The organism is Streptomyces sp. NPDC001985 (assembly GCF_040296845.1).
In the GTDB taxonomy this organism is placed as follows: Bacteria; Actinomycetota; Actinomycetes; order Streptomycetales; family Streptomycetaceae; genus Streptomyces.
In genome coordinates this window covers 75,176-96,573 of record NZ_JBEOYB010000021.1, presented here as the reverse complement: position 1 = coordinate 96,573, position 21,398 = coordinate 75,176, and the positions used below count along the sequence as shown (strand labels likewise).

16 protein-coding genes are annotated in these 21,398 nt (G+C 70.7%); 10 read left to right on the top strand and 6 right to left on the bottom strand.

The window, feature by feature from the left end:
• Window positions 1–35: 35 nt before the first annotated feature.
• Window positions 36–5,621 carry a hypothetical protein gene (locus ABT122_RS12355; protein WP_351549396.1) on the bottom strand — a complete coding sequence of 1,862 codons (5,586 nt, stop codon included), beginning with the start codon at window positions 5,619–5,621 and terminating at the stop codon, window positions 36–38.
• A gap of 203 nt (window positions 5,622–5,824) precedes the next feature.
• Here ABT122_RS12355 and ABT122_RS12350 point away from each other — a divergent pair, with 203 nt between their 5' ends.
• Together ABT122_RS12350 and ABT122_RS12345 are read left to right on the top strand one after the other, a co-directional pair.
• Window positions 5,825–7,339, top strand: a complete 1,515-nt coding sequence (locus ABT122_RS12350) for a hypothetical protein (protein WP_351549393.1) — start codon at window positions 5,825–5,827, stop codon at window positions 7,337–7,339.
• A 531-nt stretch (window positions 7,340–7,870) separates the two neighbouring features.
• Window positions 7,871–8,443, top strand: a complete 573-nt coding sequence (locus tag ABT122_RS12345) for an NADPH-dependent FMN reductase (protein ID WP_351549390.1) — start codon at window positions 7,871–7,873, stop codon at window positions 8,441–8,443.
• A 31-nt stretch (window positions 8,444–8,474) separates the two neighbouring features.
• Here ABT122_RS12345 and ABT122_RS12340 read toward each other — a convergent pair whose 3' ends face one another.
• The 3 genes from ABT122_RS12340 to ABT122_RS12330 all read right to left on the bottom strand — a co-directional run bounded on the left by ABT122_RS12340 (window position 8,475) and on the right by ABT122_RS12330 (window position 10,761).
• Window positions 8,475–9,395 carry a DUF4184 family protein gene (locus tag ABT122_RS12340; protein ID WP_351549387.1) on the bottom strand — a complete coding sequence of 307 codons (921 nt, stop codon included), beginning with the start codon at window positions 9,393–9,395 and terminating at the stop codon, window positions 8,475–8,477.
• 146 nt (window positions 9,396–9,541) lie between these two features.
• Window positions 9,542–10,426: a hypothetical protein gene (locus ABT122_RS12335; protein WP_351549385.1), complete on the bottom strand. Its 885-nt coding sequence runs from the start codon at window positions 10,424–10,426 to the stop codon at window positions 9,542–9,544.
• A complete protein-coding gene (locus ABT122_RS12330; RefSeq protein ID WP_351549382.1) occupies window positions 10,423–10,761 on the bottom strand; it encodes a PadR family transcriptional regulator in 339 nt (112 codons plus the stop codon). Before ABT122_RS12330 ends, ABT122_RS12335 begins: the two co-directional genes overlap by 4 nt.
• 243 nt (window positions 10,762–11,004) lie before the next feature.
• On the opposite strand from ABT122_RS12330, the gene ABT122_RS12325 reads away from it, so the two are divergent.
• The 4 genes from ABT122_RS12325 (at window position 11,005) to ABT122_RS12310 (ending at window position 15,616) form a co-directional block, all read left to right on the top strand.
• Window positions 11,005–11,781, top strand: coding sequence for a major capsid protein (locus tag ABT122_RS12325; protein WP_351549379.1), 777 nt, complete (start codon window positions 11,005–11,007; stop codon window positions 11,779–11,781).
• 331 nt (window positions 11,782–12,112) lie between these two features.
• The gene (locus ABT122_RS12320) at window positions 12,113–13,366 is read left to right on the top strand and encodes a helix-turn-helix domain-containing protein (RefSeq protein WP_351549376.1); all 1,254 of its coding nucleotides are present in this window, start codon (window positions 12,113–12,115) and stop codon (window positions 13,364–13,366) included.
• Window positions 13,367–13,593: 227 nt separating this feature from the next.
• Window positions 13,594–14,457: a radical SAM/SPASM domain-containing protein gene (locus ABT122_RS12315; RefSeq protein ID WP_351549373.1), complete on the top strand. Its 864-nt coding sequence runs from the start codon at window positions 13,594–13,596 to the stop codon at window positions 14,455–14,457.
• A 13-nt stretch (window positions 14,458–14,470) separates the two neighbouring features.
• Entirely contained in the window at window positions 14,471–15,616 is a 1,146-nt protein-coding gene (locus tag ABT122_RS12310) for a methyltransferase domain-containing protein (RefSeq protein WP_351549370.1), read from the top strand.
• Window positions 15,617–15,662: 46 nt separating this feature from the next.
• Here ABT122_RS12310 and ABT122_RS12305 read toward each other — a convergent pair whose 3' ends face one another.
• Window positions 15,663–15,908: a GntR family transcriptional regulator gene (locus ABT122_RS12305; RefSeq protein WP_351549367.1), complete on the bottom strand. Its 246-nt coding sequence runs from the start codon at window positions 15,906–15,908 to the stop codon at window positions 15,663–15,665.
• A 415-nt stretch (window positions 15,909–16,323) separates the two neighbouring features.
• Between ABT122_RS12305 and ABT122_RS12300 the strand changes: the two genes are divergently transcribed.
• The 4 genes from ABT122_RS12300 (at window position 16,324) to ABT122_RS12285 (ending at window position 20,306) form a co-directional block, all read left to right on the top strand.
• Window positions 16,324–17,280 (top strand): SCO0930 family lipoprotein, encoded by a 957-nt coding sequence (locus tag ABT122_RS12300; protein ID WP_351549364.1) that lies wholly within the window; start codon window positions 16,324–16,326, stop codon window positions 17,278–17,280.
• A gap of 341 nt (window positions 17,281–17,621) precedes the next feature.
• Window positions 17,622–18,482 (top strand): AfsR/SARP family transcriptional regulator, encoded by an 861-nt coding sequence (locus ABT122_RS12295; RefSeq protein WP_351549361.1) that lies wholly within the window; start codon window positions 17,622–17,624, stop codon window positions 18,480–18,482.
• A gap of 503 nt (window positions 18,483–18,985) precedes the next feature.
• Window positions 18,986–19,513 carry a zinc metalloprotease gene (locus tag ABT122_RS12290; RefSeq protein ID WP_351549358.1) on the top strand — a complete coding sequence of 176 codons (528 nt, stop codon included), beginning with the start codon at window positions 18,986–18,988 and terminating at the stop codon, window positions 19,511–19,513.
• A 67-nt stretch (window positions 19,514–19,580) separates the two neighbouring features.
• A complete protein-coding gene (locus ABT122_RS12285; protein ID WP_351549356.1) occupies window positions 19,581–20,306 on the top strand; it encodes a hypothetical protein in 726 nt (241 codons plus the stop codon).
• A 66-nt stretch (window positions 20,307–20,372) separates the two neighbouring features.
• Here ABT122_RS12285 and ABT122_RS12280 read toward each other — a convergent pair whose 3' ends face one another.
• Window positions 20,373–21,395 (bottom strand): class I SAM-dependent methyltransferase, encoded by a 1,023-nt coding sequence (locus ABT122_RS12280; RefSeq protein WP_351549353.1) that lies wholly within the window; start codon window positions 21,393–21,395, stop codon window positions 20,373–20,375.
• Window positions 21,396–21,398 lie beyond the last annotated feature (3 nt).

Sequence of the window (21,398 nt, the reverse complement as noted above, 5' to 3'; positions counted from 1 at the left end):
CGATACCGTCAACACGGGCGGGGTTCCCCGATGGTTCAGCCGCCGGTGGTGAGTGCCCGGTCGCTCGCCGGATTGACGCTCTCGATATCCGCGTCGTTGTTGAGATTGGCGATGGTCTTGGTGGGAATTCCCGCGAGGCCGGTCTCCAGGCCCTCGGTTTTGAAGGCGTACTGGTCATTGAGTTTCTGGGTCGCCAGCCCGTTGCCGATGCCATTGGCCGCTCTGATGGCGGCGTTCTCCAGGGAGTTCTGGACGTCCGCGCCCTGGCTGATCTGGTAGGCGCTCTGGAATCCGGCGGTGAAGAGGTTCTTGAGGAGGCCGGACGCGGCGCCGTAGGCGTAGTCCCGCCAGTCGCTCAGCGCGGTCGGGCCGCCGGCGAAGCCGTCGTAGCGGTCGGAGGGCGAGTGCTGTTCGTGGAAGGAGCCGGCCTGGTCCAGCTCGGTCACCTTGCCGCCGCCGTCCTTGACCCGCACGGCGCCGCTGTCACCGAGGGTGATGCCGTAGGTGGCCGGGCCGCCGTCGCCGCCGGTCCCGGTGACCGTGCCCTGCGCCCCGATGCTCGTGAGGTCGAGGGCGGTGGTCCCGCCGGCGCCGGTGTGCTGGAAGGCCGCGCTGCCGTCGGCGTTCTGGGTGATGGTGATCCCGTTCGCGGGGTCGGCGGTGGTGGCGGTGCCGTGGGTGAAGGTGGTGACGGGGCCCTGGGCGCCGGGCGCGGTGACGGTGGGCGGTGCGCCGCCGACGACGGTGGTGCCGTCGCTGAGGGTGGCGTGGGGCGGCTGCCGCGGTCCCTCCTGTCCGGCGGGCAGCGGGGGCGGGGTGACGACGCCGGGGCCGGTGAGGGCGCCGTCTTGGGAGATGGTGACGGTGTCGTTGGGGTCGGTGGAGCCGGGGACGGTGACCGTGTGGCCGCCCTTGCCGTCGGAGACCACGTCGGAGCTGCCGTTGTGCACGGTGGAGCCGCCGCCCTTGAGGGGGACCTCGACGCTGGCGCCGTTGCCGTCACTGGCGCCGGCGGTGAAGACGGGCGGTCCCGGGGTGGTGGGGTTCACCGGGTGGGCGGGTCCGTCGAGCACCCCGGACTTCTGGCCCGCGGTGCCCGCGTTCTCCGGGGAGCCGTCGGTGGACTTGGTGAGCGTCACCGAGCCGGTGTCCACGGTGGTCGTACCGCCGAAGAAGCCGTGGTGGGCGATCGATCCGGCGCCGCCGAAGGCCGGGACGGCGATCCCGCTGCCGCCGTCGCCGGTGATCTGGCTGATCGCGGTCTGGCCCGGTCCGTCGCCGATCGGCCTGCCCGCGGTGTCGATGGGCGCGCCCGTGCCGTCGACATGGGTGCCGGACGGTCCCAGGGAGGTGATGCCGCCGGGGGTGAAGGTGCCGGTGGCGGGCCCGTGGACGACGGTGACCTCGCCGGGCGGGGCGTCCGGGGCGGTGTTGTGGGTGACCGTGGTGCCGGGGTCGGCCACCGGGTGCGAGCCCTGGGTGGTGATGACCGGTCCGTCCGGCCCGTTGGAGAGGGTGTTGCCGCCGCCGGTCATCGCCGGTGAGAGGAGGACGGGCCAGCCCTGGGCGGGCGGGGTGACCACCTGGGCCCCGGTGCTGGACGCCTCGATCGCCGCCCCGCTGGGCGAGTTCTGGACGGTGGTCTGTCCTGCCGGGTCGATGGTGTGCCCGACGCCGCTCGCGTCGTGGACCGTCTCCACGGTGGTGCCGGTGTCGCCCTGGGTGAACGTCGTGGTGAAGCCGGCCTGGGTGAAGGTGGTGGTGCCGCCGTCCTGGGTGACGGTGCCGGCGGGTCCGGTGACCGTGACCGGGCCCGGGACGGTCCGGGTGCCGCCGTCGAGCAGGGGCACGGTGACGGGCGGGGCGGCGGTCGCCTCGCCGCCGGGGCCCTGGGCGCCGATGGTGCCGTCAGGCGCGGAGGTGAGGGTGCCGGCGGTGCCGCCGTCGCCGGGCGGGCCGGAGACGGACACCCCGCCGCCGGGGTCCACGGTGACGGTGAGGCCCTGGGCCGTGATGCCGTCCTGGGTGAGCTGCGCCTGGCCGCCGCCCGGCCCGTTGTCGGTGATGTCGGCGGACGGGGCGTCGCCGCTGGTGCCGGGGGTGATGGTGAGGTCCCCGTCGGTGAGGGTCTTGGCGCTGTCGACCGCGAAGCCGCCGTCGTTGTCCCGCGCGGTGGTGCCCGCCGGGGAGTGGGTGACGGTGGTGTGGCCGCCCGCCGGGGCCGTGGTGGTGATGCCGCCGTCGCCGTCCGCCGCCGCGACCGCCGCGGGGGTGCCGCCGACGGAGGTCTGGGCGCCGTTGCCGGTGAAGGCGGACGCGGTGCCGTCCGAGGTGACGGCCTGGGTGGGGCTCCCCTGGCCGCCGGGGGTGACGGTGACGGCGGGCCCGGTTCCACTGGTGACGGTCGTCGGCACGGCGGGTCCGGTGGTGACCGTGGTCCCGCCCTGGGTGAGGGTGGTGGTGCCCGCCGGGTTGGTGGTGACGGTGGCCCCGCTGTGGGTGAGGGTGGTGGTGATGCCGCCGCCGGAGCCGGTGGTCACCTGGTGGGCGGCGGTGCCGACGGTGGTGGTGCCGCCGGTCACCGTCACGGTGGTGCCGCCGGTGCCCTGGGCCGTGATGACGGGTGTCCCGGTGCCGTCCACGCCCACGGAGACATCGCCCAGGGTCACGGGCGCGGAGGGAAGCGGCTGGGCGGAGTGCGGTACGGGGGCGCCGTCCGGTCCCTTGGTGGTGATCACTCCCCCGGAGCCGACGGTGAACTCCTGACCGCCGGCCGTGACCTTGGCCGAGCCGCCGGGGCCCGGGCTCACCGTGGTCGTACCGGAGGTGAGGGTGCCGTCCGGGGTTCCCACGACGCCGCCCGCGGTGAAGGCGCCGTCCACTCCGACGGTGACCGGGGTGCCCGCCGCCGTGCCGGGCAGGGTGACGCCGTTCGGGGTGAACGTGACGGCGCCTCCCGGGTCGGTGACCGTGCCGATGCCCCCGGGACCGGCGGTGAGGGGGCCGGCCGTGACGGTGCCGTCGTGCGCGACACCGACCGGGGGGCCGCCGCCGGGCGTGATGTCCAGCGCCGCGTTCGCGCCGTCGAACCGCACGGTCGTCGGTTGCGCGGTGCCGGTGCTCACCGTGAATCCGCCATCGTCCAGGGTGGTCACGGGCCCGTCCGGGATGGTGATCCTGGCACCGCCGTCCGGGGCCAGCTCGGTGGTGACCGCGCCGTCCTTGACGGTCACCGGGGAGATGGCGTCGCCCGCCGGGGGCAGGGTGACCACCTGGCCGCCGGCGCCCTCGCCGGTGTTGCCGACCGTGACCGCTCCCCCGGCGCCGAGGGCGACCGCGTCGCCGTTGAGGGTGACCCCGGCCGGGAAGGTGCCGGTGGTGGCGCTGAGGGTGTTCCCGTTGCCGAGGTCGGCGTTCAGGTCCCCGTTGCCGGGGTTGTGGACGAGGACGGGCAGGTCGGTGGCGGCCGGATCGGCGGTGCCGAAGAAGGAGGTGGCACCGGCCTGGTGGGTGGCGGAGATTCCGTCGCCCTGGACGGTGGTGAAGGTGTCGCCGGTGACGACGGAGGGGCCGCCGGGGATGGTGATGGCGTTGTCGGTGAGGGTGAACCCCGGGGGGTTGGGTACGGGGTCGGGGGCGCCGGCACCCGCGCCGTCGTTGGCGCCGCCGTTGGCGCCGTCGTTCGGGAGCGGGACCGGAAGCGGGTCCGGAAGGATGAGGTCGGGATCGTCCGCGAGGTCCTGGACCTGTACGGGGTCCTGACCCTGTACGGGGCCCTGGACCTGCGCCGGGTCCTGGACCTGCGCCGGGTTCGGGTCGCCGGCGCCCGGGGCGTCCCCGTCGTTCGCGGGTACGGGGTCCGGCGGGGGCGGCGGGGGCGGCGGGGGCGCGGAGATCGTGGTGCCGTCGGGCCCCCGGCTGATCTCGCCGAACGGACCCGACGTGGTGAACCCGCCGGGCGTCAGCCCGGTGGTCAGCGGGGGCAGTTTCCCGCCCAGCGGGGTCTCGACGGTCGTGGTGGTGCCATCGGAGACGATCTTGTCTCCGGACGGGCTCGCGATGGTGTTCTGCCCGCCCGTGGTCACCGAGGTGAAACCGTCCGGGGTGGTGGTCTTGGCGGAGATCACCGGTGGCGGGACCACCACGGGCGGGGCGGCGCCGCCATCGGCCCCGTCGGCCTCGGGCTGCTTGGGGGGCTTCTGCGCGCCCGGGTCGATGGTGGTCTCCGTCTTGGTGCCGTCCGGAGTGGTGATCTTCGTCTTGGCCTCACCCGTGGCGGAACTGGAGCCGGTGGAGCTCTTGATGCCGTGGAAGCCGCTCTTCTGCGGCATCTCCCGGCCGTTGACGAACAGCACATTGCCGAAGCTGAACGTGCCGTTGACGATGCCGAGGCTCTCCTTGGAGAACGCCTTGCCGATATTGCTCTTGAACTTGTTCTCGACCACGAAGGCGTTCTTGATGCCGGCGGCGAATTTGGTGCCGCCGAAGGCACCCAGAGCGCCCCCGGTGGCGGCGCCGATCGCCGCGCCGATCGCGGCGGCCCGGGGGTCGAACGGCTTGCGCTCGACGGCGGCCGTGATGACGGACGCCGTGAATCCCAGGGTGAATTCGGTACCCGCCTCGACCAGGACCTTGCCGCCCAGCGCCAGGCCCGGGGAGATCTTGACCCCGGCGATGCCCTTGGTGAGCGGGGTGAAGATCTTCCGGAAGGCGGTCGTCCCGTCGAGCACCTTGGTGAGGGCGCCGGAGATGGTCCCCGTGCCCTTGCCGAACGTGGCCAGCACGGGCGCCACTTTCGCCAGCTTGGCCGCCGATGCGCCGATCTTGCCCAGACCGCCGAGCAGCACCCCTCCGGGGACCAGCGTCAGCGCGCCGATGAGCAGTTCGCCGACGTCGAACTTCCCCTGGGACGCCATCCGGATGACGGAGACCGCGAAGAGGGCCGCGCCCAGCAGCAGTCCGACGACGGGCAGGAAGACGGCGATGATCCCGACGATGATGCCCGCGACCAGCTCGATCAGGGGGTTGTCGGCGAAGAAGTCACCGATCTGCTGGAAGACGCCGCGTGCCTCGATGGCCTGGTCGGCGGCCTCGTCCAGAACGACCGACGCCGTGCGGGAGCCGTCCTCGCGGAGCCGTTCCGCGTCCCGCCCCAGGGCCTCGGCGGCGGAGAGCCGGGACTTGGCCTCGTCGACCTGCCGCTGCTCGTCGGCCCGCCCGGCGGTCTGCTCGGGGGTGGCGTCGGGGGCGAGTCGCGGCAGCTCGGTCCGCGCGGTCGCCTCGGCCTCCCGGCCCTGGTCGATCGCCCGGTCGAGCATGTCCTGCGCGGTGGTGAGGGTGTCGGCGTAGCCGTTGTAGGCGTCCGCCGCCCGCTGGAAGGAGTTACGGGTGCGTTCCAGCATCCCCGGGACCTCCTTGATCCGGTCCCGGAGGGCGTCCATCGCCCTGCCCTTGCCCGCGCGGATACGGCTGTCGTCCCGGAGCAGGTCGAAGGCCTCACCGGCCCGGTCGCCCAGTTCGCGGTAGGTCGTGGAGAGGACCCGTATCGCCTCCGGGTCACCGGGGGTGGGGTCGGCGGCGAACCCCAGCACCTCCCAGCCCGTGGGGTGTCGTCGCGCCATTTCCCGCCTCCCGGCCGATCGGTCAGCCCGGCCGTCGGCCGAGTCGTCGCAGCAGGCACGTCACCGGAGCCGGATCGGTTCACGCCGGGCGGGGGTTCACGGCCATTTCCGGGTCGCTTTGAACCGGTCGGGCGGGGCCGGACGTGTGGTGCCCTGACACGCCGGTGCCGCGCGTGCGGCCCGGGAGGAGGAGGACGAGAAGCATGCGAGACGACCCCACGAGGAGGGTTCCGGCCCGGGCCGCGCGGCGCGGGCGGACGGCCCGGTGCGCCGCGTCGGCCGGGCTGGTGCTGCTGGCCGTGCTGGCGCCGGCGGGGCCGGCGCACGCCCGGTCCGCCGACGGGTTCGCCGGTGGGCCGGGGGGCGTGGCACGCACCGCCGATCCGGTGAAGTTCTATGTGGTGAAGGGCCCCGGGGAGAACGGCGGCAAGGAGGACGCGCTCTTCGACATCGCGTCGCGGACCCTCGGCGACGGCAACCGGTTCCAGGAGATCCTGGTGCTCAACACCGGGCGGGCGCTGCCCAGCGGGGATCTGTTCGTCAGCGCCGAGCAGATCGGGGCGGCGGCCGGGTTCGCGCTGCTGCTGCCGAACGACGCCCAGGGGGCGGAGGTGCGGTCCGGGACGCTGCCCGGACAGGCCGGGGGCCCCGCGAGTCCTCCTGCCGCGACGGCGACGGCGGCGCCCGCGGTCGCGCCCGTGCCGGCGGCGAGGTCGTCGAACCCGTTCGCGACCGTCGGCGACCGGGTGCCGCTGCCGGCGCTCTTCGGGGGGATCGCGGGGGTGGCCGTCCTGACCGTGGCGATCATCGCCCGCCGCCCGCTGGCGCGGGGGCTGCGGGCGGCGTGGGCCGGGGTGGCCCGCGCGGGGCGGGTGCTGCGGCCCCGGCTCCCGCGCGGGATCGCCCTGGCGCTGCTGCGGCGGCGGCGCGGGGCGCTCGCCCAGCGGCTGGCGGCCGACACCAGAACCCCGGTGATGGTCCGTCAGGCCGTGCGGGAGCTGGCCGGGACGCGTGTCTACACCGTGCAGGCCGAGTCGGCCAAGCTTCTGGCGTCCGTCTCCGGCGGGGCGGACGGGGTGCCCGAGGGGTGGACGGCGGTGGGCCCGGCGCGCTGGGAGCGCCGTGGCCTCCCGGCGGAGATCGAGGCCGGCGGCTCGGGGGACACGGCGCTGACCCTGCCTCATCTGGCCCGCGTCGGGATCGGCGAGCGCGGGGCGCAGGTCATGGTGGACCTGGGCCGGATCAGCGGGGCGCTGAGCGTACGGGGAGACCTGCGGGTCGCCCAGGACACGGTGGCGGCCCTGGTGCACGGGCTGCTGGAGCTGCCGCGCCAGTCGACGGTGGTGGTGGCGATCGACCCGGGGGCGGAGGTGCTGCCCGGGCTGCACGGGGTGGTGCGGGTCCCGTCGGTGACGGAGGTACGGGGCCGGGCCCCGGCCGAGGTCTTCGAGGCGGCCGGGGAACTGGGCCTCGGCCTGATCCGCGGCGCGGGCCGGACCGCGCCCGTGACGGGCTTCCTGGTGGCCCTCCACCGCCCCACGGGCGAGGAGGCCCGCGCCCTGTCGAAGCTCGCGACTCCGGAGGGAGGGGGATGGACGGTGCTCACGGTGGGGGATGTGCCGGGCGCGCACTGGCGCTGGTACGCCCAGCCGGAGGGGGTGGTGGACCTGGGGGTCCTCGACCTCCGCGTCACGGTCCCGACCCAGGTCCCGGCCTAGGTCGTCTCTTTCGGATCGTGCCGGGCTCGCGAGCCCCGGCACCGCGCCTCGCGGCGTTGCCGCCGGTCGCCGGCGCTCCGCGTGGGCTCCCTCCTCCGCCTCGCGATCCACGGCACCGGACCCCGCTCACCGATCCGGCCCGATCCGAAAGAAACTCCCCAGGGCCTCTCGTGTGGGTCTCGCTGGGACTCGCGTGCCCCGGCACCGCGCCTCGCGGCGTTGCCGTCCATCGCCCAGGGCCCCAGCACACCCGGCCCCGCCGGCGATGGGGGCACACCGCGCGGCCCTCCGACAACCCGAGGCACGAAATCCAGCCCCTCCGGCGTTTGAGGAGCGGGGGTTCGGGGGCCGGCCCCCGGCCGCGGCCCGCGCCGGGCGGAGGGGGCGGAAGCGCGGTCCCGCGACCGTGCGCCCGACCTGACCGGCCGAACGGGTGATTCGCCGGCCCCGCGCGCGGGCCCCGCCCGCCGCCGGGGGAGGTGGACAGGGGGCCCGGCCCCGCTCCCACTCCCCACCGGCCAAGGTGACCCCATGACCAGGATCGCGATCATCATCGGCAGCATCCGCCCCGGCCGCAAGGGCGAGGCCGTCGCCCGCTGGGTCCTCGACCAGGCCCGGACCCGGACCGACGCCGAGTACGTCCTCGTCGACCTCAAGGAGATCGCCCTCCCCTTCCTCGACGAGATCGCCCCGCCCTCCCTCGGCCAGTACGCCAACGCCCACACCAAGTCCTGGGCCGCGACCGTCGACGGCTTCGACGGCTTCGTCTTCGTCACCCCCGAGTACAACCACTCCACCTCCGCCGCCCTGAAGAACGCGATCGACTTCATCTACCAGGAGTGGAACAACAAGGCCGCCGGCTTCGTCGGCTACGGCAGCGTCGGCGGGGCCCGCGCCATCGAGCATCTGCGCGCGATCATGGCGGAGGTCCAGGTGGCGACGGTGCGGGCGCAGGTGATGCTGTCGCTCTTCACCGACTTCGAGGACTTCAGCACCTTCACCCCCGCCCCGCTCCACACCGACGCGGTGAGCACCATGCTCGACCAGGTGGTGGCCTGGAGCGACGCCCTCAAGCCCCTGCGCGCCCCGGCCCCCTCCCGGTGAGGAGCGTCCGGCCCCGGCACCGCTTCCGGTATCACTCCCGGACGGGCCCGGCCCGCCGGAAGGTGCGCAGGGTGCGGTGGAGGTGCCAGCCGGTCGCGTGGAGGAGCAGGGCGGCGGCGAGGGCGGCGCCCGCGCCCTTGGCCGCGTCGGACAGTACGCCCTCGGCGACCGAGGTCCAGGGGGCGTGCTCCGTCCGGGTGGGGTGGGTGATCTCGGTGACCTCGCCGTCGGCCTCGCGGACGAGGGGCCGACCGGTGTCCTCCACGGTCACCCGGCGGTAGGAGTCGATACCGCCGGTGTGGGCCGCCGCGCCGAGCAGCGCGGCCAGTACGAGGACCACCGCCGCGCCCCACCGGACGGCCGGGGCCCGCGAGGTGACGGCCTCGGAGCGCGGCGGGCGCGGCCGGGCGCGGCGGCGCCAGAGGTGGACGCCGAGCGCCACGAGACCGGCCGCCGTGCTCAGGTGCTGGAGCAGCCGGGCGGTGGACAGCCCGCCCGGTCCGGGCTCGCGCAGAACGGCCAGTCGGGCGACCGCGTACCCGTCGACATGGGTGAAGGAGTCCCAGAGCAGATGGGTGGCGATGCCGATGAGCGCCGACACCACCAGCCACGCCGCGTGGCGGAGCCGTTCCGCGAAGCCGCGCGGTGGCGCCGGGGCCGGGACGGCGGGGCGGGGCGGCAGGAGTGCGGTGACCGGCCCGCGCAGCAGCCGGTGCGCGGCGACGAGGAGCAGGGTGACCGGGAGGGTGACGGTCAGGGCGCCGATGAGGGAGTGCGAGGTCGTGGCGTTGAGGAAGGGCTCGTACCAGGAGCCGGCGGTCACCGTGATGCGCAGCGTCTGGAGGAAGTAGGGGGCATCGGGCGCCATCGTTCCCATGACCAGGGCCACGGGTACGAGAGGCCGGCGCAGCAGCGGCAGGACCGCGGCCGTGTGGGACAGGGTGAACGGCACTTCGGGGCGCCCTCTCGCTCGGGTCGAGCCGGTGGGGGCGCGGGCCGGCACCTTCGCCCGGCGACACACCGGCCACATGCAACGCCGAGAAGAGTATTCAGTTGAAGTGACTATGTCCAGAGTCCCCGAACCCCCGGCCCGACGGCTCAGCGCGGCCCGCGCACCCTCCCGGCGACCGCGCTGAGCAGCGCGGCGGCGGGCAGCACCAGGAGCAGGGCCGCGAAGGGGCTCGGGGAGTACCAGTTGAGGAGACAGGCGTCGGCGAGGAGGGGTGGGGAGGCCAGCGCCATGGCGCCCGACTCCCGCAGCCCGGACGAGCGTGCCCGCAGGGCGAGGGCGATCCCCGTGGCGGCCAGAACCAGCAGCGGCCAGCCGCCGTAGTCGGTGCTCACCCAGCCGACCGCCCCCGCCTCCACGGCGATCGCGGGGAGCCAGGCGGTGGCCGCCATCGCGCCCGCCACCGCCGACGCGCCCGGCCCGGGGCGCAGGTCCGGTGGGCAGGCGAGCACCACCGCGATGGTGAGAAGCGCGGCCACCGGAACGACGATCCGGTACTGATACTCGTTCGGGTGGGTCGCCACCACCGCCAGGACGGCCGTGCCCGCCAGCCCGCAGACCGCGGCGGCCGACCCGGCCGCCCACCGGCCCGTCAGCGCGACAATCGCGCCGGCACAGACCAGCAGGAGAGAGAGCAGGCCGAGGAGTTCGGGCCCGTCCATGGTCCGCAGCGCCACCCTCCACGGCGTCGGCGACGCGGTGATCCCGGCGTACCAGCGTACGAACCGGATGCCCGCGCTCACCGCGGCGGCGGCCAGGGCGAACGGGGCGGCCGACGCGACGAGACGGCCCAGCGGATCGGCCGATCCCAGGCCGAACCGGACCCGCAGGGCGTGCGCGGCGAGGTCCGCGCCCTCCCGGAGGCGGTCCCGGCGTGACACGCCGGCGGTCATCTCCCGGTAGGTGCCGGCGATCTCCGGTCCGTACGCGGCCCGGTAGCCGGCCGGGTAGAGAAGGAGGAGCCGGTCGATCACGCGGTCACCGGCGCACCGTCGATCCCCAGGCGCCGCCGCGCCTCGCGGACGGCGACCGCCAGCCGGTCCGTCTCGACCGCGAGACGCTCCCGGCCCTCGGGGGCGAGAGCGAAGACGCGCCGCGCCCGGCCGTCCACCACCTCTTCCTGCACAACGGTGATGAGCCCCTCCGCGACGAGCCGGTCCAGCGCTCCGTAGAGCGCCCCGGTGCGGGGGGTGACCCGGCCGTCCGTGATCCCCTTGATCTCCTGCGCGACCGCGTACCCGTGCCGGGGTGCGTCCGCGAGGGCTGTCAGCACCAGCAGTGCGAGTTCCTGCATCGCCCGATCGCTCATCCGGCCAGAATATTCGCTGGGGCGGTCCCACAGGTGCCGTCCGGGGACGGCCCTCCCCGGACCGGCCGCCCCACGGCCGCGGCCCCCGCGCTTGCCCCCCCCGGCCCGCCTCGGGGGTCACCCCCGGACAGGCCGCCCGCCGGCGACCGGAGGCACACCGCTCTCAGCCCGGCCGGCGACCCGGGGCACACCACCTCCAGCCCTTCCGGGCGGGCCCAGGCACACCACCTTGCGCAGAACAACTTGCAGCGGGGCGTCATTGAGACGTTCATTCAGGAGTCGCCCATTCTCGACCGCCTGCCGCTGATCAGCTTTGAAGGATCAGCCTTTGCCTACAATGAGGAATCCGCACTCCCCGGGGTATCGTTCCGGTCAGTGAATGAGGCGTACCCGGAGAGCACGGGTACGGTGAACCAGCGCATCGAGACGCTTGCGATTCTGGGCGGAGATGCCGACGTTGACCGCTTCATGGTCAAGACACGCGGAAACCTCAATGATCAGCGCGCTATTCAGACAGTGATGAAGATCAAGGCCGCTTCTATTCATTTCTCGGACCAGTTCTTCAACGGCGACACCGCAGTGAACCCGAAGGGGTTCGACGGGCTGCGGAAGCGGCTCATCGGGCGACAGGTCATCGACGCGGAGGGAGTCGGACCCATCGCGAATGGCACGAGTTCTTTGACGCGCTGGACAGGCTGGCCGCTTCCGTGCACGGGAATTGATGGCTCGAACGGTGTGCTCTACATGAACGGCGAGCTTATCGCGCGGATTCGATCCGGGTTCCGCCGACTGGGCGGCAGTGAACTCCTCATGAGCGAGATCCTGGGCAAGCGTACGACCCTTTGGAACGGTATTCCACTGCTGGACGCCGGCCAGAAGTTGGACGGTACGGATGTCCTGCCACTCACCGCAGGGACCGGCGGAAAGAAAACAGGGGAACATCTACGCGGTGCGCTTCGGCAAGTCCGAAGCCGACTCGGCAATCTGCGGACTGACCAACGGCGGAATACAGGCGACTGATCTCGGAGAGGCGCACGACAAGCCGGTTTATCGGACCCGTGTCGAGTTCTACTACGGTATCGCAATGTTCGGCGGAAAGGGTGCCGCGCGCCTCATGAACGTACTGAACGGCCGACAAAGGATCACAGAGCCCCCACACCCGTCACCCCCACAGGGCGACGAGCGTGGGGGCTTCGCTGTGTCCGGGCAGAGAATGTGACACGCGGCTAGAACCCGCCGCTCACCAGGACTTTTACGGTTGCGTCCTCTCAGAGTTGATCGAGCGTGCCGTCGCTTGTGCAGACGGCGTACCTTGGTGGTAGTGCATCAACCAAGCTGCTAGGAAGGGAACATGTCGCTCGAACTTGGAAAGAACGTCAGGAAGTACAGGCGCATGGCGGGGCTTACGCAAGAAGCGTTGGCCTTTGCGGCAGGGCTCGCGCCGTCGACGGTTGCCAAACTCGAACAGGGCGGGAGTGTCCGGATCGAAACGCTGCACATGCTGGCTCGCGCACTGCATATCAGGACTTCGCAACTCATGGCATCCGATACTCCAAAGCCTGTTCACGACGAGGACCCGAATCGAGTAGGTCTGGCGGACCTGCGGAACGCGTTGACCCCGCCTATCGGAATCACGAATTCGAGTAGTGATCGAATTGGGGAGTCACCGAACATTTCGGCCTTGCTCGGTGTTGCACGCACGGGTTCAGCAGCATACGACGCCGATAAATTCAGCTCTGTCGCAACTGCCTTGCCACAGATCATCCGGGACGCCGATTCTGCGGTCTCTTATTTTGATCACGGAAATGAGCATGAAGCCGCGTTGCAGATGCGTGCGGAAGCGTATTTGCTCGGAGGGCGTTACCTCACTCAAGTTCGACAGTATGACCTTGCTTATCATGCGCTCGCCGGGGCAATTCGAGACGCGCAGATGGTGCGAGACACGAATACCGCCGCCTACGCAGTTGTGATCATGTCCTGGCTATTGCTTCGCCAAGGGCGTTTCGATGATGCGGAGAGGGTTGCCGTCGAAACGGCGGACCACATTGAGCCACGAATTTCAAAAGCTGCTCCGGAGCATCTGGCCGTTTGGGGGTGGCTTTCGCTTCAAACCGCCGCAGCGGCAGTGAGGAACAATAGAGAGGATCATGCGGAAGAGGCTCGCCGGATTGCAGCATCGGCGGCTTCCGCACTCGGCTCCAAGTCAGCGAATGCACGGCACCGGTATGGGCGATTTGATGTCAAGGTGGTGGCAATGAAGAGGCTGGAGGATGAGCTGATCAAAGAAGACGGGGATCTGTATCGAATTATCGAGGACTCTTCGGGACGTGCCCCTCTTTCTGATAGCTCCATGAAGCTGCTAGGAGTTCCGGAGACGGACAAGGAGTGGAACCGGCATCGTCTGACAGTAGCGACAGCGCACGCCAAGGTTGGAAACTATGAAGACGCCATGGAGCGGCTGAATTCAATCGAGTATGTAAATTCTGAATGGCTTCAGCATCAGCGGGGTGCAACTGATGTAATGGAGTCTATTGCGCATAAACGCAAGAGGACGCTTACGACCGAAATGCGCCGCATGATGAAACTTCTTGGGGTCGCTGCCTGAAAGTAATTCGCTACGTAGTAGTTCTGAGTACTGCCCGTTGCGGATGGGGCGCGGGGGAGCAGCTTCGCCCCGGCAGGGATCAAACTGCTGCGGCGCACTCGTGAGGTGAACGCTCCATATCCATACGGTCACGGGGAAGGTGTCGACGGGTTCGGGGTCTCAGTGGCTCTACAGGCCCCAGCGCCACGGCACGTCGCAGTTCGACTCACCGTGGGAAGGGAAGGGCGATGACGTTAGTCGCTGAACCTCCGGTCAAGCCGTTCGCCGGGATCAACACGCTTGAGCTGGAGATCACGGGCAAGTGCCAACTCACCTGCTCGCACTGCCTGTCCGTGTCGAGTCCGCAAGCGACGCACGGCAGCATGACCCCCGCTGACTGGCGGGAGGTGATCACGGATGCCGCAGCACTCGGCATTCCCCGCGTGCAGCTCATCGGGGGCGAACCGACCGTTCACCCGCAGTGGCGCGGGTTCACCGATCACGCTCTCTCGCACGGGCTCGGCGTGCAGGTCTATTCGAACCTCTTCCATGTCGCGTGGTCCTGGTGGGAGATGTTCGAGCGGGACGGGGTGACTCTGGCGACCAGCTACTACAGCGATCACGCCGCCGAACACGACGGGGTCACCGGCAAGCCGGGTAGCTACCACCGGACCCGCGCCAACATCGAGGAAGCGATCCGGCGTGAGATCCCGCTGTACGTCGGCATCGTGGACGTACTCGATGGGCAGCGCGTCGCCGAAGCGCGTGCCGAGCTGGAGTCCATGGGAGTACGGCAGATCAACACGGACCGGGTGCGTGCGGTGGGTCGCGCCATGCTGCCCGGAACGAAGCCGACGCTCAACGAGATGTGCGGCCGGTGCACCCGTGGACGTGCTGCCGTACTTCCTGATGGGAGTCTCACGGGGTGCGTGCTCTCCCGTGACTTCCCGGCGGGCAATGTGCGGACGACGCGGCTGCGCGATCTGCTCAGCGGCAAGGAGTGGGCCCAGCTGTCCGCGAGCATCCCGCCGCCGCGTGCCGCGTGCACCCCGGACGACTCGAACGACTGCGACCCTGCCAACACCGAAGCCTGTGACCCCGCTTACGACTAGGAAGGCTCGCGGCATGGAGTGGCAGCACCACGCAGAACACCTTGCCCAACTGGTGACCGACCCGGACTCGCGATGGCTCGCCTCAGTCGCCTCCGTGCCCCGGCACGAACTGGTGCCCCGCTGGTGGGAACGGAACGACCAGGGCGGCTGGTCGCTGCGGATCGGCGCGGACAATCCGGATGCGTGGATCAAGGCAGCCTACTCCGACCGGTCCCTGATCACCCGGGTTGGCGATTCACACGCCGATCACGCCAAGCCGGACGATCGGCCGGAGGGAAGCCCCACGTCGTCGGCCACCCTGCCGAGTCTCATCGTGTCGATGCTCCGACACGGCAGACTCGGTCCCGGACTGGACCTGCTCGACCTCGGCACCGGAGCCGGCGGGCTCACCGCGTACGCGGCCTGTCGGATCGGTGCCCAGCACGTGACCAGTCTGGATGTGGACCCGTACCTGACCAGTGCGGCAGCCGACCGGCTCGCGCCCATGGGGCTCCGGCCACGGTTCTTCGCCATGGACGCCACAGAGAAGATTCCGGGAACGTACGACCGCATCATCGCCACGGTGGGAATGCCGCCCGGTCCGGGACTCCGGCCCGTCCTCGGCGCACTGCGCAACGGTGGGCGGCTGGTCACCACGGTCGCCCGGACCACCATGATTCTCACCGGGTGGAAGCAGGCAAACGGCGATGTGATCGGAAGGATCGAGCGGGACTGGGCCGGGTTCATGCTCACCCGATCGGGAAGCGACTACCCGCCGCCCCTTGCCGAACTGTTCGCCCAAGCCCGCGAGGCGGACGGAGAGGAGGTCACCACGGGCCGGTACCCGGTGGTGAACGTGGCCGACGCATGGGAAGTCCGGTCCATGCTGGAAGTCCGTGCCCCGGGCGTCGAACTCGGCTACTGGACCCACGGCCGTACGCGCACGGCCTACCTGATCCATCCGGACGGGTCATGGGCACGGGCGTCCGGCGAATGGACCGCCCCGCCCACCGTTCACCAGGGCGGCCCGCAGCGGCTGTGGGACACGGTCGAGAGCATCCGTACGCGAATGCTCTCCGAGGGCGGATTGCCTCTGTACGGGGCGGACGCACGCGTGACACCGGACGGTGTCATCCACTTGTCCCGTGGCCGGTGGAAAGCCGCCCTCGGCGCACCCTAGGGGCCGGAAGGCCCGCCCTCTCACAGGTCTCCGGTCGGCGGGCGGGCTACCCGTCGCCCTGGTCGGACCCGGCGGAGCGGACAAAGGTCCCCATGTTCGGGACGGTCGTGATCATGCCGGACTCGCGTAGCGCCTTCGTCGCCTTGCGCACGGTGTCCCGGTTCATGCCGAACTCCCCGGACAACCGGACCTCCGAGAGCTGGAAACGCTCCGGATACTCCCCTCGCTCGATGCGACGGGTGATCTCGTCTGCGATCTGCTGCCACTTCGGGCGCATCGGGTCGAACTCCACACCTTGACGCTACCGAGGGAGGAACCATGACGCACATTCATCCCGCGCCACCCCCGGGTTGGCTCGGGGCAGCCCCGGTGCGAGGTCCGCCCGCGAACAACGGACCCGCCCGCGACGCACAGGCCCGGACACCCGAGCAAACCCAGCCCCGCCGGCGATTGAGGCGACACGGGACTCAGGGCAAGGATCACCCGCACCGCCGGCCCCCCGGGCAACCCCACCCCACCCCCAAGAAAACCTCCCCCGCAAACCCTGAACCCTTCCCGCACCCCCCTCGTGTTCAGGGCAGTTGCACACCAGCGCGAGCCACCCCTCGCCGCAACACCACATCCCCGCCCCGGCGGCCGGCGGCCTCCTCCCCCGCCGCCGGGGCGGCACCAGCCAGTACCAATCCACGGGGACAACAGGAGTTGCCATGCGTAACGTGCGGACCGCCGGTCTCATCGCATCCGCCACAGCGGTCATCATGCTGACGGCCGCCTGCGGAGGCGCCAAGGAGGACAAGGGCCAGGCCGCGAACGCCGCCGCCCCCGCCACCCCCGCGGCCGCCCCCGCCCAGGCGGACGGGGCGAAGCCGGTCGTGGCGGGCAGGCTCAGCATCTGGAAGACCTCGGCCATCGGGCCCGTCGTCACGGACAGCGCCGGCTTCACGCTCTACCGCTTCGACAACGACACCGCCCAGCCGCCCAAGTCCACCTGCGAGGGCGACTGCGCGAAAGCCTGGCCCCCGGTCCTCGCCAAGGACGCCCAAGCGGCGGCCGGCATGGACCCCTCCCTGGTCGGCAAGGTCGCCAGGGCCGACGGCAGTGAACAGCTCACACTCGCGGGCTGGCCCCTGTACCGCTTCGCGAAGGACACCGCGCCGAGGCAGACAGGCGGCCAGGGCGTCGGCGGCACCTGGTTCGCCGCCGCCCCGGACGGGAAGAAGGCGGCCCCCGCCGCCCCCGCCCCCGAGGCCGCCGCGTCCGAGGCCGGGGGCGGCGGCGGCGGCGACACCGCCGCGTCCCTCCCGCCGCTCTCCACCCGGGACGACGCCGGGCTCGGCAGGATCGTCCGGGACGCCAAGGGCCGCACCCTCTACCGCTTCATCAAGGACACCGACTGGCCGATGAAGTCCAACTGCGTCGGCGCCTGCCTGGACACCTGGAAGCCCGCGAAGATGCTGGACAAGGCGGCCGTCAAGGCCGTGGAGGGCATCGACCCGAAGCTGGTGATCAACTACAAGCGCCCCGACAACGGCACCGATCAGCTCACCCTGGACTGCTGGCCGCTGTACTGGTTCACCGGTGACCAGAAGCCCGGTGACACCAACGGCCAGGGTGTCGGCGGCACCTGGTTCGCGGTGAAGGCGGACGGCACTCTCGCCAAGTAACCCCGGCGGAGCACTCGGGCGGCCCCTGTACCCACGGGGGCCGCCCTCGCGTTTGCCCGCGGCGCCGGCGCGCGGCCCCGGCCCCGGCCTCCCCTGTTTCGTTTTTCGCCAACTCGCACCGATCAGGCTGAACAGAACCGTCTGTACCGGTTTACCCTTGACAGTTTTATAGGTCTACACCAAGCTTCGTGTGTGCTCTTCGAGTCAACTCCAGCTCCATCGACGGCACTTCACCGTAATTCAGGGCGGCGGAGTGGGAGCGGCGGAGAAGGCCCAGGTCGCACGCCACCGGGGGATCGGTTCTGATGACTGCTTGAAAGAAACAGACTGGGGAATCTGCTGTGATCTTTCATGTACTCGGCCCGCTCCATGTCGCCGTGAAGGGGACTTCGGTCCCCGTTGGGGGACGGCGCTCACAGATAATTCTGGCCATTCTCGCTCTGGAGGCCAATTGGGCGGTCCCGCTCGATCGGCTGGTGGACGCGGTGTGGGGTTCCTCGCCCCCCGCGAGCGCGAGAACGCAGATACGCATCTGCGTGTCGGCGCTGAGACGGGCCTTCACCGAGGCCGGGGCACCCGGCCTGATAGAGACCCATCCGTCCGGGTACCGGCTGCGGCTGGCCCCGGGCGAACTCGATTCGGATGTCTTCGACACGGAAGTGGCGCGGGCACGGACGCTGGCGGCCGAAGGGCTGGCGGCGGAGGCGGTGACGGAGCTGGGGCGGGCGCTCGGGCTCTGGGCGGGGCCTGCCCTGGCGGGGCTCGACTGCCCGGCGGTGGAGTCGGGGGCGCGGCGGCTGGAGGAGGGACGGCTGCGGGCGATCGAGGAGCGGGTCCGGCTCGAACTGGGCCTCGGGCGCCATGAGGACCTGGTGGGCGAGCTGGCCGAGCTGGTCCGCGAGCACCCCTTCCGCGAGCATCTGCACGCACAGCTGATGCTCGCGCTCTACCGCTCGGGCCGCACGGCCGAGGCACTGGCCGTCTACCGCAAGGTGCGCTCGGATCTCGCCGAGGAGCTGGGCGTGGACCCGGGGACCGAATTACGCGCCCTGGAACAGACCATCCTGCGGGGCGCGGGCTCCCCCGACCGCCCCGACGGCCGCCACCCGACCCCCCGGCGCCCCCTGACCGGCTCCACCCGCACCTCCCGGTATCCGTCCTCCCGGTCTCCGGAGAGCCGGTCGGCCGGCCGGGTGCGGTAATCACCCCGGCGGTACGGGGGCGAGCGGATTTCCGCCCGCCCCCGTACCGCCTTTCGCACGGCGGCTCACCCGCGCATATCCCGGTCACCCCAACTCGCCTTTTCACAGGCCGATTTGCCCCCGCTCCCTGCGCGCTCCCCGTGCGCTCCGTGCGCTCCCGGGCGAACCTCACCCTCTGGGGGCACCCGTCCCCCTCGACTGCGGCATACCCACCGTTCCGTCCCCTTGGAGGAGGATAAAAAGGTCCGATACACCCCCTATCACCCACCCGCCACGGAACAGCAAATACGGAATTATCCATTCCGATCTTCACGCGCTTATCACCTTGTGATGATCGAACTCGTGGGCTAACTTCGCCTCCGTTGACATGATCAAGACCAGCGGATTCGGGGAGGCCGGCAGTGCGGTCGAAAACATGGGGCGGACGGAGAGAACGCCGGGGGAAGGCTCTCGTCAAACCGAGTTCCCTTCTTGTCGCGTCTCTCATAGCGGTGTCCTCCAGTGTGGTGCTGGCGACCCCGGCACAGGCGTACAAGCATTTGTGCGGCAAGTTCTACGGTGTTGGTGAAGGTGGAGCCATCTCCTATCGCTACTACAGCATCACCTCCACCTATCAGAAGGCTTTCGGTGACGCCCAGGGCAGATGGGACTCCACGTCACCGAACTCTCCCGGCCACTTCAGCAAGCAGCAGAACAACGGCGACCCCATGGTCGAGGTGCGGGACGGCTCCTACACCTGGGACGCGTGGGCCACGGCCTCCAACCAGGGATGCCTCTTCGGCAACTGGGCGTACAACGAGACGTATGTGAAGTTCAACTCCCGCACCATGGCGGGTCTCACCGCCCGCGAGAAGAAGATTGTGGCCACGCACGAAATCGGTCACACCTACGGTCTTGATCACGTCTCAACCGCTTGCACCGGCGCGGGCCCTGCGGTAATGAGGCAGGGCGAAGGCAAGTTCAGGTGTGGCAGCGACGGCCCGTGGTCGGACGACATCAAGGGCGTCAGAGCGAAGTACACACCCGGTTAAAAATGTCGCACGCATCAGAATCAGAGGGATGGTACTAGTGAAGAAGACTGCGGCTCTGGCAGCCCTCATGGTTGCGACATCGCTGAGCCTGACTTCCTGCTCCGGGGGGAGCACCGGGGAATCGCCGCACAATATCGAAGCCGATTACGCGACCTATGACACCATCGCGAGTCTCACACAAGCCGCGGAGGGCGCCTTCCAGGTGAAGGTGGGGCAGGTCGTCGGCAGGGAGTGCGACGACGGCGGCGACGCCAAGGGGCACGGCGGGGAACCCACCGATTCACCGGAGGAAGGCCCCGAGGACGACCCGAGCCCCACCGCGGGCACCGGCACTCCGGGAACTCCGCCGGCGGGGATCGAGGGTGGCGACTCCCCGTATGCCAATTGTCTGCCCATGGTCTTCCACAAGGCGACCATCGAAAGCGTCATTCTCCAGCCGAACCCGGTCGCCCGCGGCACCAAACCAGTCCCTCTCGGTGAATTGATCATCGGAAACGTGGACACGGAAGCGGTGCAGATGGAAGGCGCGTCCCCGATCGTCCCCGGCAGCTACATGGTCGTCTACGCGGACAAGCTGACCAATACCGAGCACCCGGGCATCAATGTGGTGAGCGGCGATCTGTGGATGCCGGTCGGCGGGGACCAGGGGCTCCTCGACGTGGCCGCCGGAGGTGCGGTGAAGGCGAGGGCGGCCTCGATCAAGTCCTTGACGGACTCCAGCCCGGCGCAACGGAGCGGCCGGTTCACCACCAGCATCGACGCGCTCAAGAAGGTCGCCGAGGCCAAGTCCTGAGGTGGCCGGCGGGGGCGGCGGGAAGAACGGACCCCCGCCCCCGTACGGCCCTCCCCTCCTGCCCGCTCAGGCCGAGTGGCGCCACCAGAACGACCCCGGGTGGTAGTGCTTCGTCACCCCCAGACGGCGCCACAGCGGTTCGAGGAGGCGGCGCAGTTCCGGGTCGGTGTGGATGAAGGCGTTGGGGAGTTCGACGTCGAAGCGCTGCGGGGCCGCCGTCAGGAGGGCCGCCAGGAGGTACTGCTCCGAGTAGTGGCGCCAGCGCCAGGACTCCGGGTAGTCGGCGGGGAGCATGATGTCGTGGACATGGACCAGGACCCCCGGCTTCAGGCGCGGGAGCAGCTCGAAGAAGAAGACCATCACATCGGAGCCCATGTGCAGCCGGTGCGAGCCGTCCAGGAAGAGGATGTCCCCGGCCTCCAGCTCCTCGAAGACGGCGAGGTCGGCGTTCTGGAGCGGGACCCGGTCGACGCGGTCGCAGAGGTGGTCGATGCCGGCGCGGGGCTCGGGGTCGATGGAGATGATCCTTGTGGCGAGGCCCAGGTCGTCGATGGCCCTGCGGGCGAACTTGGTGGAGTTCCCCGAGCCGATCTCCAGATAGCGGGCCGGGCGCTCGGACGCCAGGAAGCCGTAGAGGGAGAGCGCGTCCAGCGGCGGCAGCCAGGTGTTGGCCCAGTAGGCGGTGGCGCCCTTCTCCACGCCGTGGAGCGGGATGCGGGCGAGCCGGTCGCCCAGTTCGAGGAAGCCGCGCAGCCGGTCGGCGTACCGCTCGCGGTTCTTCTCCAGCAGATCGCGCACATCGCCGAGTTCGGCGCGCGGCTCGGGTGTCACCACATGGTCCATGAACACCGGCTTCGCCAGCCCGAAGGCCCACATCACCATCCCGAACGCGGTCGGCCTGCTCTCCAGCCGGTCCAGCGCCCGGCGCAGCACCGGCACCCGCTCCAGCAGGGTCGGGGACGGCTCGTGCGAGGAGGGGGAGGTGAGGGCGGAGGAGGTGACATGGGCATAGGACTGCTTGGGCTGCTTGGGCTGCTTGGACTGCTTGGGCTGCTTGGGCTGCTTGGGCTGCTTGGGCTGCTTGGGCACGAC